The organism is Luteipulveratus mongoliensis, assembly GCF_001190945.1.
GTDB classification, from domain to species: domain Bacteria; phylum Actinomycetota; class Actinomycetes; order Actinomycetales; family Dermatophilaceae; genus Luteipulveratus; species Luteipulveratus mongoliensis.
On the sequence record NZ_CP011112.1, the window covers coordinates 1,663,656 to 1,679,714 of the forward strand.

General features: G+C 68.5%; 16 protein-coding genes. 10 read left to right on the forward strand and 6 right to left on the reverse strand.

Annotated elements, in window-relative coordinates:
- Positions 1 to 20: 20 nt before the first annotated feature.
- From VV02_RS07960 to VV02_RS07970, 3 genes are read left to right on the forward strand one after another with little or no spacing between them, the layout of a single operon-like run.
- Complete coding sequence (locus VV02_RS07960) at positions 21 to 803, forward strand: SDR family NAD(P)-dependent oxidoreductase (RefSeq protein WP_052590889.1); 783 nt, start codon at positions 21 to 23, stop codon at positions 801 to 803.
- Positions 800 to 2,059: an aminotransferase class I/II-fold pyridoxal phosphate-dependent enzyme gene (locus tag VV02_RS07965; RefSeq protein ID WP_083449995.1), complete on the forward strand. Its 1,260-nt coding sequence runs from the start codon at positions 800 to 802 to the stop codon at positions 2,057 to 2,059. Before VV02_RS07960 ends, VV02_RS07965 begins: the two co-directional genes overlap by 4 nt.
- Positions 2,060 to 2,530 carry a GNAT family N-acetyltransferase gene (locus VV02_RS07970; RefSeq protein WP_052590890.1) on the forward strand — a complete coding sequence of 157 codons (471 nt, stop codon included), beginning with the start codon at positions 2,060 to 2,062 and terminating at the stop codon, positions 2,528 to 2,530. It abuts the gene before it with no gap.
- A gap of 9 nt (positions 2,531 to 2,539) precedes the next feature.
- On the opposite strand, the gene VV02_RS07975 is transcribed toward VV02_RS07970, so the two are convergent.
- Both VV02_RS07975 and VV02_RS07980 read right to left on the reverse strand, forming a co-directional pair.
- Positions 2,540 to 3,376: an alpha/beta fold hydrolase gene (locus tag VV02_RS07975; RefSeq protein WP_052590891.1), complete on the reverse strand. Its 837-nt coding sequence runs from the start codon at positions 3,374 to 3,376 to the stop codon at positions 2,540 to 2,542.
- 11 nt (positions 3,377 to 3,387) lie between these two features.
- Positions 3,388 to 3,978 (reverse strand): TIGR03086 family metal-binding protein, encoded by a 591-nt coding sequence (locus VV02_RS07980; RefSeq protein ID WP_052590892.1) that lies wholly within the window; start codon positions 3,976 to 3,978, stop codon positions 3,388 to 3,390.
- Positions 3,979 to 4,040: 62 nt separating this feature from the next.
- Here VV02_RS07980 and VV02_RS07985 point away from each other — a divergent pair, with 62 nt between their 5' ends.
- On the forward strand, positions 4,041 to 4,469 hold the full coding sequence (locus VV02_RS07985; protein WP_052590893.1) for a MarR family winged helix-turn-helix transcriptional regulator: 429 nt from the start codon (positions 4,041 to 4,043) through the stop codon (positions 4,467 to 4,469).
- A gap of 16 nt (positions 4,470 to 4,485) precedes the next feature.
- Here the strand turns inward: VV02_RS07985 and VV02_RS07990 are convergent, their stop codons facing one another.
- The gene (locus VV02_RS07990; RefSeq protein WP_052590894.1) at positions 4,486 to 5,157 is read right to left on the reverse strand and encodes a VOC family protein; all 672 of its coding nucleotides are present in this window, start codon (positions 5,155 to 5,157) and stop codon (positions 4,486 to 4,488) included.
- A gap of 70 nt (positions 5,158 to 5,227) precedes the next feature.
- Between VV02_RS07990 and VV02_RS07995 the strand changes: the two genes are divergently transcribed.
- Complete coding sequence (locus tag VV02_RS07995; RefSeq protein WP_052590895.1) at positions 5,228 to 5,794, forward strand: PadR family transcriptional regulator; 567 nt, start codon at positions 5,228 to 5,230, stop codon at positions 5,792 to 5,794.
- Positions 5,791 to 7,800: an NADPH-dependent 2,4-dienoyl-CoA reductase gene (locus VV02_RS08000; RefSeq protein ID WP_052590896.1), complete on the forward strand. Its 2,010-nt coding sequence runs from the start codon at positions 5,791 to 5,793 to the stop codon at positions 7,798 to 7,800. The genes VV02_RS07995 and VV02_RS08000 overlap by 4 nt, the downstream gene beginning before the upstream one ends.
- Before the next feature lie 78 nt (positions 7,801 to 7,878).
- Here VV02_RS08000 and VV02_RS08005 read toward each other — a convergent pair whose 3' ends face one another.
- A complete protein-coding gene (locus VV02_RS08005; RefSeq protein ID WP_052590897.1) occupies positions 7,879 to 8,205 on the reverse strand; it encodes a WXG100 family type VII secretion target in 327 nt (108 codons plus the stop codon).
- 219 nt (positions 8,206 to 8,424) lie between these two features.
- Here VV02_RS08005 and VV02_RS08010 point away from each other — a divergent pair, with 219 nt between their 5' ends.
- From VV02_RS08010 to VV02_RS08020, 3 genes are read left to right on the forward strand one after another with little or no spacing between them, the layout of a single operon-like run.
- Entirely contained in the window at positions 8,425 to 9,594 is a 1,170-nt protein-coding gene (locus VV02_RS08010; RefSeq protein ID WP_218917377.1) for an alpha/beta hydrolase, read from the forward strand.
- A 10-nt stretch (positions 9,595 to 9,604) separates the two neighbouring features.
- Positions 9,605 to 10,360 (forward strand): ABC transporter ATP-binding protein, encoded by a 756-nt coding sequence (locus tag VV02_RS08015; protein ID WP_052596710.1) that lies wholly within the window; start codon positions 9,605 to 9,607, stop codon positions 10,358 to 10,360.
- Positions 10,361 to 10,414: 54 nt separating this feature from the next.
- Positions 10,415 to 12,904, forward strand: a complete 2,490-nt coding sequence (locus VV02_RS08020) for an ABC transporter permease (RefSeq protein WP_245633018.1) — start codon at positions 10,415 to 10,417, stop codon at positions 12,902 to 12,904.
- 60 nt (positions 12,905 to 12,964) lie between these two features.
- Here the strand turns inward: VV02_RS08020 and VV02_RS08025 are convergent, their stop codons facing one another.
- On the reverse strand, positions 12,965 to 13,339 hold the full coding sequence (locus VV02_RS08025) for a cupin domain-containing protein (protein WP_052590899.1): 375 nt from the start codon (positions 13,337 to 13,339) through the stop codon (positions 12,965 to 12,967).
- A gap of 70 nt (positions 13,340 to 13,409) precedes the next feature.
- Here VV02_RS08025 and VV02_RS08030 point away from each other — a divergent pair, with 70 nt between their 5' ends.
- Positions 13,410 to 13,847: a MarR family winged helix-turn-helix transcriptional regulator gene (locus VV02_RS08030; RefSeq protein WP_218917378.1), complete on the forward strand. Its 438-nt coding sequence runs from the start codon at positions 13,410 to 13,412 to the stop codon at positions 13,845 to 13,847.
- 21 nt (positions 13,848 to 13,868) lie between these two features.
- Here VV02_RS08030 and VV02_RS08035 read toward each other — a convergent pair whose 3' ends face one another.
- Entirely contained in the window at positions 13,869 to 15,956 is a 2,088-nt protein-coding gene (locus VV02_RS08035; RefSeq protein WP_052590901.1) for a HelD family protein, read from the reverse strand.
- Positions 15,957 to 16,059: the final 103 nt, after the last annotated feature.

The following is a 16,059-nucleotide window of genomic DNA, read 5'->3' on the forward strand; positions in this document are numbered from 1 at the left end:
CTCGGATACTGTCGAGCGCAATGACTCGCACTGTTCTTGTGACCGGGGGATCGAGCGGCATCGGCGCCGCGACGGTTCGGGCTTTTGCCAGCCAGGGCGATCAGGTGATCTTCACCTATCGCAGCGGAGCCGACCGCGCACAGGCCCTCGTCGCCGAAGTGAGCGCAGCCGGTGGTTCTGCCCTGGCGCTGCCGTTCGATCAGGGTGACCTGGACAGTCAGGAGGCGCTGCTCGCGCAGCTGCCGGCTCCGGTTGACGTACTCATCAACAACGCCGGCTTGGGCTCCAAGACGGTCGACTCGTACGCCGACACGCCCGCCTCCCAGGACCGAGCGCTGTTGCAGGTCAACGCTGTTGGCGTCCTGTGGCTGACGCAGGCGATCGTGCCGGGCATGGTCGAGCGCGGCTTCGGCAAGGTTGTCTCGGTGGCGAGCGTGGGCGGGGGAGTGACGCAGTTCCCGAGCTTCCGGCTGGCCGACGGCATGAGCAAGGCGGCGGTGGCGTTCATGGGACGACAGCTCGCGGCCGAGTTCGCCAAGACCCCGGTCGACGTGTTCACGGTCTGCCCAGGTGCCACGGACACCGCGATGTTCGCGGCGAGCAGCCTTGACGGGCTCGACCCGGCACAGCGCGTCGCCTTCGAGGCGGGGCTGCCCAAGGGACGTCTCATCGAGCCGGGTGAGATCGCGGAAGTGATCAGATTCCTGTGCAGCGACGCGGCGCGGGTCCTGCACGGCGCCGTGATCGACGCGTCTATGGGTCTCGGGGTGCACCCGGGTCTGATCACCGGAGGCACCGCATGACGGAGGATCTCGTCAGCGCGCTGCCGATGTCGGAGCGTGGCCGGCGCTTCGTCGGCCAGCCCAGTCATCTGGTCGAGGCTCACTTCACCGCCGTTGCGGATCCCTTTGACCCAGAACGCAATCCAGGTGGCTACGTCAATCTCGGCACGGCCGAGAACCACCTCGTCTTCGACCTGCTCGAGCCACGTCTGGCGGCCGCGCGGCCGGTCACTGCGGATGACACGCATTACGGCGTGCTGCACGGCACACAGGAGTTCCGGGCCACCGTTGCTCGGGTGCTCGGCTCGTCCGTCGCGGTGTCCCTCGACCCCGAGCACCTGATCGCCATGTCGGGCACCTCAGCCATCCTCGACGCGGTCGCCTACGCGACCTGTGATCTCGGGGACGCGGTCATCGTGCCGGCGCCGTTCTACGGCGGTTTCGAGATCGACTTCTCCGTCCGCGCGGGCGCCACGATCGTGCCTGCGCAGCTGTCCAGCGACGATGGCTTTGCGCTGTCGCCGGCCGCGGTGGTCGCCGCGATCGAGGCGACCCGAGCCGAGGGTCGCCGGGTGGGCGCTGTCGCACTCATCTCGCCGCACAACCCGACGGCCCGAGTGCACTCGGCCGACGCGATCGCCGAGCTCGTCCGCGTGACGCGAGAGCTCGGCGTACACCTGATCGTGGACGAGATCTATGCGATGTCGGCGTTCGGGGAGACTCCGTTCGCGTCCGCCCTCGCGCACGGCGCGGAGCATGTGCACGTCGTGTGGGGGTTCGCGAAGGACTTCGCGTTGTCCGGCTTCAAGGTCGGCATCCTGCACACCACCAACGTCGAGCTGCATGCCGCGGTGGCGGCTCAGGCCTACCTCGCGCCGGTGTCGACCGACGTCCAGCGCACGATCATCGAGCTCCTCGCCGACGACCAGTGGATCAGTGGGTTCCTCGCCGAGAGCCGGCTCCGGCTGGCCGCCTCGTGCAACCACCTGGAGCGCGGGCTCGGCCGGCTCGGTCTCCCGCCGACCGGTGCCGAGGCGGGTGTCTTCTCGTGGGCGGACCTGCGCGCTCATCTCCCTGAGCAGACGTGGGAGGCAGAGGAGGACCTGCGGCGGCGGATCTTCGACGAGGCCAAGATCAACATCGCGCCGGCCTCGGTGTTCCACGGTGACGAGCCAGGCTGGTTCCGGATCACGCACGCCTGCGAGCCGGCTCTCATCGATGAGGCGCTGCTCCGGCTGGGCCGGGTTCTTAACTCGTCTGGCGACGGAAGTCGTTGAGTGGCAGAGCGATTCGTACGCCGGGCAGTCGCGGCTGACCGCGACGCGTTCGTCGCCCTTCGGACCACGATGTTCGAGGCGATGAACAGCCCTGGTTGGGACGACCCGTCGTGGCAGCAGGCCGCCGGCGAGTGGTTCGACCAGCACTGGAGCTCGCCCGACGTCTGCCTGGCCGTGGTCGAGGTCGACGGTGAGGTCGTCGCCTCCGCCATGGGGTCGTTGCGCGCGATCGTGCCGTCACCCGGGAGCGACCGCGGGCGACAGCTCTATGTGCACAACGTCGCGACGCTGCCGCACGCACGGCGCCGGGGGCACGCGCAGCTCGCGTTCGATGAGGTCATGCGGTGGGCTCGCGAGGACGCGGGTGCCGAGTCCGCCGAGCTCCATGCGACGTACGAAGGACAGGGCATGTACGCGCGGGCCGGCTTCAACGTGTCGAAGGCACCGACCATGCGGATGTGGTTCGACTGACGCGCCGCGTCAGGACAACGACTCCTCGACCCGGTCGAGCCACTCGTGGACGAGGGCGCTGAACAGCACTTCCTGCTCGATGTGCACGTTGTGGCCGCCGCGATCAAGGACAGCCGACGTCAGTCGCGAGAACTGCTCGGTCAGCGACCACTGGTCGACGTAGCCGACAATGGCGTCCTGCCGGCCCGTGACCAGCAGGCTCGGGCGGTCGAACACCTGGACCGGCGCATCCTCGAAGGACCCGGTGTAGCGCTTCTCGATGCGTTCGAGGGTGGCCGTGTCGGACAGGTCGATGCCCGGTTGCACCTCCTGCTGGGTGCGCTCCAGCGTGCGAGCGTCCTTGACGACAGAGACTTCCTCGAAGGCGCTGTCCGGGGCCAGCGTCACGTCTGCGAGCGCAGCGTCATCGCGCGCCAGGACCTGGTGCTCGGGCAGGATCCGGCGATCGTGCTGAGCGATCGTCGGCGGAGCGACCATGCAGGCGCCCGCGTAGCGCCCCGGGTCGGTGCGGATCATCCCCTGGATGAGATAGCCGCCGTACGACTGGCCGGCCAGCAGGAGAGGACCGTCGGGAATCAGGCGGGACGCCGCGATCGTGACGGCCCTGAGTACCGCGTCGGTGGAGTCGATGTCTGGACCGGCGATGCTGCGGCCATGGCCCGGCAGGTCGAGGTAGACGCGGCGCCAGCCGTCACGAGCGGTGAAGACCGGCTCGAATCCCCCTGTCATCAAACGGTGGTCGCACGAGAATCCGTGCATCAGCAGGACGGTGCCATGCTGAGGACGAGCATCACCGTGCTCGACGAAATGAACCAGCGTGCCGCCTGCGTCGACGAAGTCACTCACAAGACGCGAGGTTAGCCTCCTGCGCCGACGGTGGCGGGATCGCGGCCGAGAAGGGCAAGTGCGCGGTGCCATCCCGAGCTCGCGGACGGAACCGCGTGGGCGAAGGCCGCACCGGGTCGTTCGCGACCGTCGTCGTCGGGAATCTGCTCAGCGATCGCGAGGACGGCATCCGCCAGCGCGGGCGATGGCTCGAAGCGTTCGCCAAGTCCCCATGCCAGGTCCCAGGTATGGACCACGGTATCGAGCAGCTGCGCGCCCAACAGGACATGGACCGGCAGGGGTTGGGTGGGATGCAGCTCGATCTCGACAAGCGTCCTGTCCAGATCTACGCCGGCGAATGCACTGATCAGGTCAGCGACGGACCCCTGCCACGCTGTCTGAGTGAAACGCTCTGGTGAATAAGCGGATTCGGGCGCCGCTCCCTGACTGAGGAGGGTGGCGAAGCCACGGTGCTGACCGACCATGTGGGCGAGGAGTGTTGCCAGGTCCCAGCCGGCGCACGCACTGGCGTTCGTGAGGTCGGCGTCGGTCAGTCGTACGACGTGGGTGGTCGCGGCGGCCAGGGCTTCTCGGTGCAGGTCTCGCTGGTCCGTGGTAGTCATAGATCTAGATAATCACCAAGTGGTGACTATTGCAATGGGTATCGGTCGGTAGCATCTGCGCCATGCCTGCCGAGCGTCGCGACCTGCTCTCCTCGATCCATCCCATCGCCAAGGCGCTGCGCCGGATCGAGGACGATGCGGCGGAGAGCCACGGTCTGACGATGTGGCAGTACGCCGTGCTGGCGGTCGTCTGCGCGCGACCGGCGCTGAACCAGAACGAGGTCGCCGGGCTGCTCGACTACAGCCGCAACCGGATCGTGGCCGATCTGGACCATCTGGAGTCGATGGGATGCCTGGTCAGAACGCCCGGTGCGGACCGGCGGGCGAACGCGTTGACCGCCACGGACGCAGGTGCGGATGTCATGCGCGCCGTGCAGCGCGAGATCCACAGTGGAGAGGACGAGCTCTTGGCGGGTCTCTCGCCGACAGCGCGCGCGGCATTCGGGCGGGCGGCCGATCAGCTGGCAGACCACCTGGGGGGCCAGGACTGACGGCCGAACTGGTGGCCTACTCGCGGTCCTGCCAGGTGCAGATGCAGGCCTCGTTGCCCTCGGCGTCCGCGAGGATCCAGAACGCCTTGGCGCGCGTGTCGCTGACGAGATGGCCACCGGCTGCAAGGGCATCGGCCAAGCGCTGCTCGGCTACGTCGTGGGGCATCAGGACGTCGAAATGGATGCGGTTGCGCTGCTCTCGCGGCTCGTCCATCTGCTGGAACCACACTGCTGGACCGACGCCGCGCGGATCGGAGATGGCGCGGATGGTGTCGCCCTCGACCCACGGCGGCTCGTCCTCGTAGGCCAGCAGGGCCTTCCAGAAGGGCCGGACCGCGTCGATGTCGAGCGCGTCGATCGCCAGCTCGACCACGAGGGAGGCGCGTGGGTCGGAGACGACGGACGCACCGATGGCCAGCTCGCTCAGCTTGCGCGCCAGGGCGAGGTCTCGCTCGGACACTGCGTGGATCTCGTGGGTGGTCGTGACGACGTGCACGACGCCGGGGTAGCGCACGTTGATCGCCGGGTGGTGACCCAGCTTGTCGGCGGCGGCCGCGACGCGGGACGCGAAGGCGCCGGCCTCGGCGTACGACGTGAGACGGAACGTCGCTTCGAGGGTCCCGGCGACGTAGCGCCAGTCATCGAGCCCAAGGGTGGCGAACTCTGGTGCAGGGACGCGGGTAGGCATACCTGCACCGTACGGCCGTTTGCTGACATCGGCCTTGACTATGCAACAAGGTGCATATGAAACTTGGCGCATGTCGTTGGAGCACGCGATCCTCGTGTCGCTGGCCGAGCAGTCGGCCAGCGGCTATGACCTGACGCGTCGCTTCGACCTGTCCCTCGGCTTCTTCTGGCGCGCGAGCCACCAGCAGATCTACCGGACGCTGGCGCGGATGGAGACCGACGGCACCGTCGCGTCGGAGGTCGAGGCCGGAGGCAGCCGTCCGGACCGCAAGGTCTACGCGCTGACCGATCAGGGCCGCCACGAGCTCGAGGCGTGGACGCGCAAGCCGACACCACCCGAGACCGTGCGCAGCGAGTTCGCGGTCAAGGTGCGCGGCATGCAGTACGGCGACCGCGCGGCTGTCGTGGACGACATCCGGCGACAGCGTGAGCACCACGTCAAACAGCTGGACTACTACGAGCGCAACGCCGCCAAGCACTACCCCGACCCATCTGCGGTGGCGGAGGCCGACCTGCCGGTCTACCTCGTGCTCCGCGGCGGCATCCGCACCGAGCAGACCTATGTGGCCTGGTGCGACGAGATGCTCGATCTGCTTGGACCCCAACCAAATTCAGCACCACCTCAGGAGAAGCCGTGACCTACGACCACCTGCTCTCGCCTCTCCAGGTCGGCCACCTGACGTTGCGCAACCGCATCGTTATGGGGTCGATGCACACTGGCCTCGAGGACCGTTCGAAGCACCTCCCGGAGCTGGCCGCTTACTTCGCCGAGCGGGCCAAGGGCGGCACCGCGATGCTGATCACCGGTGGCTTCGCACCCAATGTCGAGGGTTGGCTGCTGCCGGCGGGATCGCTGATGCGCACCGGCCGCGCGGCCGACAAGCACAAGCAGGTGACCGAGGCCGTACACGAGCACGACAGCCGAATCCTGTTGCAGGTGCTGCATGCTGGACGCTACGGATATCACCCGCTGATCCGGTCGGCGTCCTCGCGCAAGTCGCCGATCACGCCGTTCAAGCCGCGCGCGCTCAGCACCCGCGGCGTGGACAAGACCATCGACGCGTTCGTCCGAGCGGCCACGCTCGCCAAGCGGGCGGGTTACGACGGCGTCGAGATCATGGGCTCCGAGGGCTACCTGATCAACCAGTTCCTGGCGGCACGTACCAATAACCGCACGGACGTCTGGGGCGGATCCGCTGAGAAGAGAATGCGATTCCCGGTCGAGATCGTGCGGCGCACGCGCGACGCTGTGGGTGACGACTTCGTCATCGACTACCGCATCTCGCTGGTCGACCTGGTCGACAAGAGCCAGACCTGGGATGAGGTCGTCCAGCTGGCGCACCAGATCGAGGAGGCCGGCGCATCGATGCTCAACACCGGCATCGGGTGGCACGAGGCGCGGGTCCCCACGATCGTCACCTCGGTGCCGCGCGCAGCGTTCGCCGACTGGAGCGCGCGGATCAAGGCCGAGGTCGGCATCCCCGTGATGACGTCCAACCGGATCAACACGCCTGAGGTCGGCGACGAGATCGTGGCGAGCGGCAAGGCCGATCTGATCTCGATGGCGCGCCCGATGCTGGCTGACCCGGACTTCGCCAACAAGGCAGCCGAGGACCGCGCGGACGAGATCAACACCTGCATCGCCTGCAACCAGGCCTGCCTGGATCACACCTTCGCCAACAAGCGGGCCACCTGCCTGGTCAACCCGCGTGCGGGCCGTGAGAAGGAGCTCGTGCTGCTGCCGGTCCCGAAGGCGCGGGCCAAGCAGGTCGCGGTCGTCGGTGCCGGTCCGGCCGGCCTGGCCGCCGCGGTGTCGCTGGCCGAACGCGGCCACCAGGTCACCGTCTTCGAGGCGCGCGACGAGATCGGTGGCCAGTTCCAGATGGCCATGCGGATCCCCGGCAAGGAAGAGTTCCGCGAGACGTTGCGCTACTACACCCGGCGACTCGAGGTCCTGGGCGTGGATGTACGCCTCTCGACGGTCGCCAGCCAGGCCGACCTCGCGGCGTACGACGACGTGGTCCTCGCGACCGGGGTCAAGCCCCGACTGCCGAGCATCCCGGGCATCGATCACCCCAAGGTCGTGGCGTACGACGCCCTGCTGCGTGGCGAGGTCGAGGCCGGCCACCGGGTGGCTGTCATCGGTGCCGGCGGGATCGGTTTCGACGTCAGTGAGTTCCTGCTGCAGGACCCGGACGAGAAGTTGCACGACTGGATGGACCGGTGGGGCGTCACGGAGGACCCGGAGGCCGTCGGTGGGCTGACGGAGAAGAAGCCGCACGAACCTCGGCGCGTGATCTACCTGCTGCAGCGCAAGACATCATCGCTTGGCAAGGGGCTGGGCAAGACCACTGGCTGGGTGCACCGGCAGACGCTCAAGGACAGCAAGGTCGAGATGATCGGCGGCGTGACCTACGAGCGGATCGACGACGAGGGCCTGCACATCAGCATCAAGAAGGATGAGAAGGCGACGCCGGTCAAGCGGGTGCTCGAGGTCGACACGATCGTGCTGTGCGCCGGCCAGGAGTCGGTGCGGGACCTCGTGGCTGATGGCGTCCATGTCATCGGCGGCGCGGACGTCGCGGCCGAGCTCGACGCAAAGCGGGCCATCAAGCAGGCGACCGAGCTGGCGGCCTCCCTGTAGCCCGCGGCCTCTCCGCCAGGAGCCGGCCGCCGAGTCACCTGCGACGGGCCCTGCCGCAGGTGACTCGAGAGGCGCCGATCAGATCGGGGTGAACGTCCGGCGTACGTCGCTCTCGGTCGTTCGATAGACCGTCGCGGCGCTGCCGAGCGCTCGACTGATGCGCCCCAGGCTCTCGGCGACATTGCGCTGCTGTCGCTGCCAGTCGCTGTGCAAGGCGGTGTACTGGTTGGCCGCCGTGCCCTTCCACTGCCCCTGCAGTGTGCTCAGCTTGCGGTTGATCGCGCCCATCTGCCGCTGGATGTCGCCGGCCACGGTGCCGAGATCGGTGCCGTGGCCGGAGATCGCGTCGGCGTCGACGGTGTAGCCGCCGCCTCCGCCCCCGCCGCTGCCGCCCTTGGGTTCCATGAGCCCTCCTTGGTCTCGGTCCTGCCGTGGGTCGGCGAGGACGATGGGCGGCACGCTACGCAGGTCGGCGACATCGGCCGGCGAGTTATCCACAGCCGTGGCAGGACAAAGGTCACTGTGCCCAGGGGACATGCGTGTCTACTCATTGGCCGTGGCCTCGGCCTACGTTTGCGAGCAGGCACCCGGGCTTCGGGAGCCGACGGAGGGAGAGGAGATGCAGTGGGCATCGGCTACCTGATCACCACGCTGCTCAGCACTTTCCTCACCGCAGCGGCCGTCGCGCCGGTGCGCCGGACGTGGGCTCTCGGCCAGCTCAGCTGGCGGCTCGGCATGCAAGTCAACGAGCTCCCCTTCTTGCTCGGCGTGTGGGTGCTCCTGTCGACCGGCCTCGCCCAGGCCGAGGGCGATGTCCGTACGCCGATCGGCGCAGTCGGCCTGGTGCTCGCTGCCCTCACGCTCGTCGGGCTCTGCATCGTCGTACGCCGTTCGCTGGCTGCCGCACCGGCGGTCGCCGAGGCCCTTCGGGTCGGCCTCGGTGAGGACGCCCGATCGCGTGGCCGGCGGTCCTGGGCGCCAATTCTCTTGGCACCATTGCCTTTCCGGCCGCGCAGCGTCAGCATCCGACGCGATATCTCGTATGACGCCGAGCACCCTGAGAACGTCCTCGACATCTACTCGTCCCGCACGCCCGTCAGCGGAACACCGACGCTCGTCTACTTCCACGGGGGTGGCTACCTGAGCGGTCGCAAGAGCCGTGAGGCACGACCGCTGCTCACTCGTCTCGCGGGCCAGGGGTGGGTCTGCGCCACTGTCGACTACCGACTCAGCAGGACCGCGCCCTATCCCGCAGCGCTCGTGGACGCCAAGCGAGCGGTGGCCTGGATGCGAGAGCACGCGTCGACGTACGGCATCGATCCTGGGACGGTCTTCGTCGCAGGGAGCTCAGCGGGCGCCCACCTCGCGGCGATGGTGGCGCTGAGTCCCGGTGCGGCCGACCTCCAGCCCGGGTTCGAGACGGCGGACACCCAGGTCGCGGGCGCTATCTGCCTGTACGGCTTCTACGACACCCCGACCTGGATCGATCGGGAGCCGGGAGCGCCGTCGTCGCCCCTCGAGCTCGTCTCCGTGTCAGCGCCGCCCTTCTTCGTCGCTCACGGTGACCGGGACTCCTTCGTTCCGGTGGAGGACGCCCGTGAGTTCGTTCGGTGTCTGCGAGCGGTCTCCAGCAGCCCAGTCGTCTATGCCGAGCTGCCGGGAGGTCAGCACACCTTCGACCTCTACCACTCGCTCCGTCTCGAGGCCGCCGTCGACGGGGCTGAAGCCTTCACTAGCTGGGTCCGGGACCGGTCAGGGGAGATCCGGAGTGCGGCCGACAGGGGCCTGGCATAGCGTCGTGGTCATGACGACATCGGTGGCTGCGCGCGCGATCGGGCTCACCAAGGCTTACGGCGAGGGCGAGGCCCGCGTGCTCGCCCTGGACTCGGTCACGGTGGACCTGCAGGCGCACCAGTTCACCGCGATCATGGGGCCGTCCGGATCGGGCAAGTCGACCCTGATGCACTGCCTGGCAGCCCTCGACACCCCGACCTCCGGGCGGGTCTTCCTGGGGGACTCCAACCTCGGCAGGCTGAATGACAAGAAGCTCACGCAGCTGCGGCGCGACCGGGTCGGATTCGTCTTTCAGTCGTTCAACCTGGTCCCGACCCTGACCGCGCAGGAGAACATCTTGCTGCCCCTCGCGATCGCCGGGCGCGACCCTGAGCCGGGCTGGTTCGACGAGGTCATCGACACGGTCGGTCTGCGGTCGCGGCTGCAGCACCGCCCCAGCGAGCTCTCCGGTGGACAGCAGCAGCGGGTGGCCTGCGCGCGGGCTCTCGTCAGCCGTCCCGAGGTGATCTTTGCGGACGAGCCGACCGGCAACCTCGACTCCACGTCCGGCTCGGAGATCCTGCGGTTCCTGCGCCACAGCGTCGATGCGCTCGGGCAGACGATCGTGATGGTGACGCATGACCCGGTGGCGGCCGGTCACACGGACCGCATCGTCTTCCTCGCCGACGGCCGCGTGGTCGACGAGATGCACGAGCCCACGGCCGAGCGCGTTCTCGATCGGATGCGCGACCTGTCGACCGACCCGCGCGCTCTCGGCTCGGCCTGAGTCATGCTGCGCGCGTCGTGGAAGTCGTTGTGGGCCAGGAAGGTTCGCCTCCTGATGAGCACGTTCGCGATCGTGCTCGGGGTCGCCTTCGTCGCCGGCTCGCTGGTCTTCACCGCGACTCTCGACCGAGCCTTCACGAGCATCATGAACGGCACGGTCGGCGACGTGATGGTTCGTCCGGCGGGCCAGAAAGCGAACGACTCCTTCGCCCAGACCCGCACGGTGCCCGCGTCCGTGGTGGCGAAGGTGCGCAAGGTGCCAGGTGTCGCGCGGGCGGAAGGCGACGTGACGTCGTACTCCACGTTCGTGGTCGGCAAGAACGGCAAGATCGTCGGCGGCCAAGGTGCGCCGGGGATCGCGGTGAGCTTTCATGATGCGCCGGCCGGTCACGACACACCGGGGCTAACGGTGCGCGAGGGTCGGGCACCGACCCGAGCCGGCGAGCTCGCCCTCGACCCGGCCACTGCACGGCGCGCGGGCTACCACGTCGGGGACACGGTCAATGTGGTCACCAGCGGCGAGAAGCCAAGGGTGACAGGCAAGCTCGTCGGGCTGGCGTCCTACAGCGCGGGGAGCATGGTGGGCGCGAGCCTCGTCGTCATGGACTCGGCCTCGGCGCAGGATCTCTACGCCGGTGGTCGTGACGTGTTCACCGATGTCTGGGTCACGGCCGAGCCAGGGCACGATCAGGCAGCGCTCCGTGATGCCGTGGCCAAGGTGCTCCCGGCTGGGTCCGAGGCGGTCACCGGCGACCAGGCCGCCAAGGAGGCCGGCGACGACATCAAGAAGGCGCTCGGCTTCATCAGCACCTTCCTGCTCATCTTCGCCGGCGTCGCGCTCGTGGTCGGGTCGTTCCTGATCGTCAACACGTTCTCGATCCTGGTCGCGCAGCGCAGTCGCGAGCTGGCTCTCCTGCGTGCTCTCGGAGCGTCTCGCCGACAGGTGACCCGGTCCGTCCTGTTCGAGGCGGTGGTGGTCGGATTCGTCGGCAGCACAGTCGGTCTCGGCCTCGGATTCGTGCTGGCCATGGGCATCAAGGCGCTGTTCGCCAACCTGGGTCTGGATCTCAGCGGAACCCCGCTGGAGTTCACCCCGAGAGCGGTCGTCGCGGCGTACGTCGTCGGCATGGTCGTGACCGCAGTCGCCGCCTATCTGCCGGCTAGGCGTGCGGCGCACATCGCTCCGGTCGCCGCGCTGCGCGACGAAGTCGCCCTGCCGGAGGGCACCGTCGTACGTCGAGCGCTGGCCGGCGCGCTCATGGCGCTCGCCGGAGCCGGTGCTCTGGTCTGGGTGCTGGCGGGAGACCGTGACCGGGAGACGATCTGGCTGGGCGGCGGGCTGCTCGCGGTGATCCTGGGCGCCGTCCTGATGAGTCCCGTCATCGGCCGGCCACTGATCCGGACGATCGGCGCGGTCTATCGCAAGCTCTTCGGAGCGGTCGGGACGCTGGCCGAGCAGAACTCGTTGCGCAACCCACGGCGTACGGCCGCCACAGCGTCCGCGCTGATGATCGGCCTGACGCTCGTGGTGATGATGTCGGTCTTCGGGGCGTCGGCCAACAAGAGCGTGGACGCTCTCATCAGCAAGAACTTCACCGGTGACTATGTCGTGTCGGGGACGTTCGGGACGCCGTTCTCGCCGCAGGTGGTCGACCAGGTCAAGCGGGTCCCGGGCGTTGATGCCGTTGCGCGCACGAGGTTCACGCAGGCCGAGATCGGTTCGGAGAGAACGGGTCTCGGCGCTGTCGACCCCAAGCCACTGGCTCAAGTCGCTCGTCTCCAGGTGCAGCAGGGTTCGCTCGACCAGCTCGTCGGGAAGTCGGTCTTCGTGACCGACAAGGCGGCGAAGGACAAGGGCTACCGCGTCGGCGATCAGCTGGACGTCAAGCTCGGGGGAGTGACCACCTCGATGCAGGTCGTCGCAGTGGTCAAGGCGATGCCGGCGCTGCTCGACGTCACGACCTCGATCCAGGGCTTCGAGGCGGCGGGCGGGCCGAGGCAGGACAACTACGCGTTCATCTCACGGGCGCCCGGGGCCGACGCCGCGCAGGTGCGATCCGGCGTCGAACGCATCGTCGCCGGCATCCCGACGGTCGCAGTCAAGGATCAGGGCGAGTTCGCCGCGGAGCAGCGCGAACCGATCGACCAGATGCTGATGCTGATCTACGCGTTGCTCGGGCTGGCTGTGATCATCGCGATCCTCGGCATCATCAACACCCTCGCGCTGTCCGTGATCGAGCGCACCCGCGAGGTAGGACTGCTGCGGGCGGTCGGCCTCAGTCGGCCGCAGCTGCGACGGATGGTGCGGCTGGAGTCGGTGGTGATCGCCCTGCTGGGCGCCCTGCTCGGTGTGGCGCTGGGCATCGGGTTCGGGGTGGTGCTGCAGCGCTCGCAGTCGAGCGCAGGCGTCGCTGAGCTCGCGATCCCGTGGGGGCGGCTCGGGTTGTTCGTGGTGCTGGCCGGCGTCGTCGGTGTGCTGGCGGCCTGGTGGCCGGCCCGCCGCGCGGCTCGCCTCGATGTCCTCAAGGCCATCGCGACCGACTGACGATCGTCCCGACATTCCGTGCACCCTCGTGCACGGAGTGCCAGGTCGATTGTCGGGTGCTCACTGGGTCCAGGGCGGCGTGACCTGGGTGCCATCCGGGAGCGACGCGTGCAGGCCGACAGACGTTGTCACCCACAGGCGCGCGGACTGGTCGTGCGGATTGTCGAGACGCACGGTCGCGCCGGCCGGGAAGCGTACGACGTCGCTCGGCGCCGCCTTGTACGTCACTCCGTCGACGGTTGCCTCGACGTTCCCGTCGAGGAGGAGCAGGACTTCCTCGTGGCTGACGGTGTGCTCCTGGCCCGTCGTCTCGGGCGCGATGGCCAGCTCCCAGGCACACAGCTGGGTGCTCCCGGAGCGAGGCGCGACGTACGACCGGAACTCGCTGCCGTGCATGGAGAAGGCTTGGACATCGGACTGCTGAATGAGGTTCATGAGACTCCTAGGTAGTCAGGCTGACTGACTAAATAGTCAGCCACGCTGACTGATGTGTCAAGGTGGAGCGGTGAGTGACGACGACCTGCCGTTCCTGCTGCTGGCCGCGGGCAATGCCGTGGTCGAGAGTGTTCAGAGCGCGATGCAGGCGCACGGATTCGAAGACATCCGACCCGCGCACGGATTCGCCTTTGTTCGGATCTCGGGGCCTGGCTGCACGCTCGTCGACCTCGCTGAGCACATGGGCATGACGAAGCAGTCGACGAGCACGTTGGTGGCAGAGCTGGAACGCAAGGGGTACGTCGCGCGCTCGCCTCATCCGCTCGACGGTCGGGCCTTCCTGATCCAGCTCACGGAGCGCGGCGTCGCGGCGACCGTGGCCGCGACGGAGGCGACCAGCGGAGTCGTACGTCGGTGGCGGCGTGAGCTGGGCGCCGGTCACGTGGAGGCGCTGACGGCTGACCTGCGGGTGATCGCGCGGGAGGGCCGGGTTCGCCCTACCTGGTGAGCCGCCCGGCGTCGCGGGAGGTCAGGCCGCGAGGGCGTCGGGGAGCGGCTTGGCGTGCAGCACCGTGAGCGCGGACACCGCGCGGGTGAGCACGACGTAGAGGCGGCGCAGCCCGGTGCGCTCGTCGGGCTCGGCGGCGGCGATGTCGGTCGGCTCGATGACCACGACGCGGTCGAACTCCAGGCCCTTGGCCACGGTCGCGGGCACGAGCTGAACCTGGTGATCCTCGTCGTCACCGTGCTCTTGGTCGAGGCGGCCGTGCTGGATCCCGTTGTCCTGCAATGCTTTTGAGAGACGATCGATGTCAGCGTCCGGGGCGATCACGCCGATCGATCCTGGCACGTGGCTGGTCTCAGCGAGTACGGCGGCGAGCTGAGCATCGAGCTCGCGCGCATCGACGGCCACCAGGTCCAGGCGTCCGGGGTTGTCTCGGACCGAGACCGGGGCGCCGAGCCCGGGGGCCATGGTCGGAAGGAGGCGGGCGGCGTACTCGATGACAGCGGCCGGGACCCGGAAGCCGCGGTCGAGGATCTCGAGGTGATGGCTCGGCTTGCCGAGGTGCGTCATCGTCTCGTCCCAGGACGAGGTCGCCCACGGCGTGGTGCCCTGGGCGATGTCGCCCAGCACGGTGGCCGAGCCGGTCGAGCAGCGTCGCCCGACGGCGCGCAGCTGCATGGGCGACAGGTCCTGCGCCTCGTCGAGTACGACGTGGCCAAGGCTGGTCATCCGGCTCAGGACGTCCTGAGCCTCGTCCAGGAGTGCCATATCGGCGAGCGACCAGCGAGCCGCACCCTTGCTACGAACTGGCTTTTCCCACAACAGGATTGACTGCTCGTCGTTGGTGAGCGTGTCCGTGGCCGCCACACCCAGCGCATCGGGTGAAGACCACAGCTCGAACAGCACCTGCGCGGCGTCGACGGCCGGCCACACGGTGGCGACGAACTTCTTCATTGGTGCCGACCGCGCGACGGCGTCCTGGACGCGGTCATCGGGGGAGTCACCCGCCTGCTCCATCAGCAGCAGCACAGCGTGCGCGAGGCGCTGGGGGAGCATCTGGCGCGCGGCGTCGTAGCGGACCCCTCGTGAGACGAGCTCGTCGAGGATCTCCTGCACCTCGTACGCCGGCACCCGCCACTTGCGAATGCCCCTGGGCACGATCAGCGGCTCGGTCGCGCGCCGGACGTGCGACCAGACGGCTCGCCGAATGACGTCGGCCAGCCGCGAATCACCTTTGAGAACACCGACATTCGCCGACTCAGTCGCCCGGATCCGACCGTGAGCGAGAAGATCCTCGATCGTCGCGTGCCCGACCCGGATCTCACCGAGAGCCGGCAGCACGGCGCCGATGTGGTCGAGGAACGCCTTGTTGGGTCCAACGACCAGGACGCCCGTGCGGTCGAGCCGCTCGCGGAAGGAGTAGAGCAGCCACGCCGCGCGGTGCAGCCCGACAGCGGTCTTGCCGGTGCCAGGCGCCCCCTGGACACAGATGGTCGTCGCGACGTCGGCGCGGACGATCTCGTCCTGCTCCGGCTGGATGGTCGAGACGATGTCGCGCATCGGACCGGTGCGCGGTCGCTCGATCTCGCTCGCCAGAATGTCGGACTTCTCTTCGGGTTCAGCGGGGTCCGTGAGGTGCTCGTCCTCGATGGCGGTCAGCGCACCGTGGTCGACACCGAAGCGACGGCGGAGGACGACATCCATCGGCGCGGAGTGCGAGGCGCGGTAGAACGCGGTCGACACCGGCGCGCGCCAGTCGATGACCACGGGGTTGCCACGCGCGTCCGCGACGTGGCGGCGGCCGACGTACCAGCGGTCGCCACTGCGCGAATCTGCTGAGGCCGCAACGCTGCTGGCGTCCTGCGGGCCACCCGTTGACATGTCGATCCGGCCGAAGAACAAGGTGGTGCGCGGGTCGTCCTGGAGCGATGCGATACGTCGGGCGAGGGTGTAGCTCAGGGCTTCGCCGGAGATCGCATCACTCGCCTTGGAGGCGTCGAGGGACTCGGCTGAGGTACGCATCCGGGCCAGCTCGGCGCGGGCGTTGTCGAGGTAGGTCTGTTCGGCAGTGAGGTCGTCATCGAGGCTGGGTGCGCTGGTAGGTCCAGACATGACGAAGGAAGGCGCCTTTCGTTGGCTGGTGTGTTGAGGGGGAAGGGCGACGCTACCCGCGAACGCTGAGGCTGTCGACTGATTTCCGGGGTAACCTCGCGCG

Coding starts and splice junctions, on each gene's coding strand:
- VV02_RS07960 (WP_052590889.1), top strand. CDS start 21: ATGACTCGCACTGTTCTTGTGACCGGGGGATCGAGCGGCATCGGCGCC.
- VV02_RS07965 (WP_083449995.1), top strand. CDS start 800: ATGACGGAGGATCTCGTCAGCGCGCTGCCGATGTCGGAGCGTGGCCGG.
- VV02_RS07980 (WP_052590892.1), bottom strand. CDS start 3,978: ATGACTACCACGGACCAGCGAGACCTGCACCGAGAAGCCCTGGCCGCC.
- VV02_RS07985 (WP_052590893.1), top strand. CDS start 4,041: ATGCCTGCCGAGCGTCGCGACCTGCTCTCCTCGATCCATCCCATCGCC.
- VV02_RS07990 (WP_052590894.1), bottom strand. CDS start 5,157: ATGCCTACCCGCGTCCCTGCACCAGAGTTCGCCACCCTTGGGCTCGAT.
- VV02_RS07995 (WP_052590895.1), top strand. CDS start 5,228: ATGTCGTTGGAGCACGCGATCCTCGTGTCGCTGGCCGAGCAGTCGGCC.
- VV02_RS08005 (WP_052590897.1), bottom strand. CDS start 8,205: ATGGAACCCAAGGGCGGCAGCGGCGGGGGCGGAGGCGGCGGCTACACC.
- VV02_RS08015 (WP_052596710.1), top strand. CDS start 9,605: ATGACGACATCGGTGGCTGCGCGCGCGATCGGGCTCACCAAGGCTTAC.
- VV02_RS08020 (WP_245633018.1), top strand. CDS start 10,415: ATGAGCACGTTCGCGATCGTGCTCGGGGTCGCCTTCGTCGCCGGCTCG.
- VV02_RS08025 (WP_052590899.1), bottom strand. CDS start 13,339: ATGAACCTCATTCAGCAGTCCGATGTCCAAGCCTTCTCCATGCACGGC.
- VV02_RS08035 (WP_052590901.1), bottom strand. CDS start 15,956: ATGTCTGGACCTACCAGCGCACCCAGCCTCGATGACGACCTCACTGCC.